Origin of the sequence: Bacillus sp. SIMBA_074, from assembly GCF_046534555.1 — a bacterium.
Classification (GTDB): Bacteria; Bacillota; Bacilli; order Bacillales; family Bacillaceae_G; genus Bacillus_A; species Bacillus_A mycoides.
This window is the reverse complement of record NZ_JAWRYM010000382.1, coordinates 1-280: the sequence shown is the minus strand read 5'-3', so window position 1 is coordinate 280 and position 280 is coordinate 1. Positions and strand designations below refer to the sequence as shown.

The window sequence follows — 280 nt, the reverse complement described above, 5'->3', positions numbered from 1 at the left end:
ACGGCATGTGCCTCATCTTCCAAGCCAAAGGACAAACGCAGCATGGACGCCGCTGATAAAATGGTCCCAATTGGATTAGCTAAGTTTTTGCCCGCAATATCAGGAGCAGAGCCATGAATCGGTTCATATAAATTAGGCCCTTCCGTTGATATGGAGGCGGAAGGAAGCATTCCAAGCGAGCCAGTCAATACAGAGGCTTCATCGCTTAAAATATCACCGAACATATTCTCCGTCACGATAATATCAAATTGTTTCGGGTTTTTAATCAGTTGCATGGCTG

1 protein-coding gene is annotated in these 280 nt (G+C 45.4%); it reads right to left on the bottom strand.

Annotation, left to right across the window (positions count from 1 at the left end; all coding sequences use genetic code 11):
* On the bottom strand, positions 1 to 280 hold a 280-nt coding region (locus SB773_RS31250), incomplete at both ends, for an isocitrate/isopropylmalate family dehydrogenase (RefSeq protein WP_410594166.1).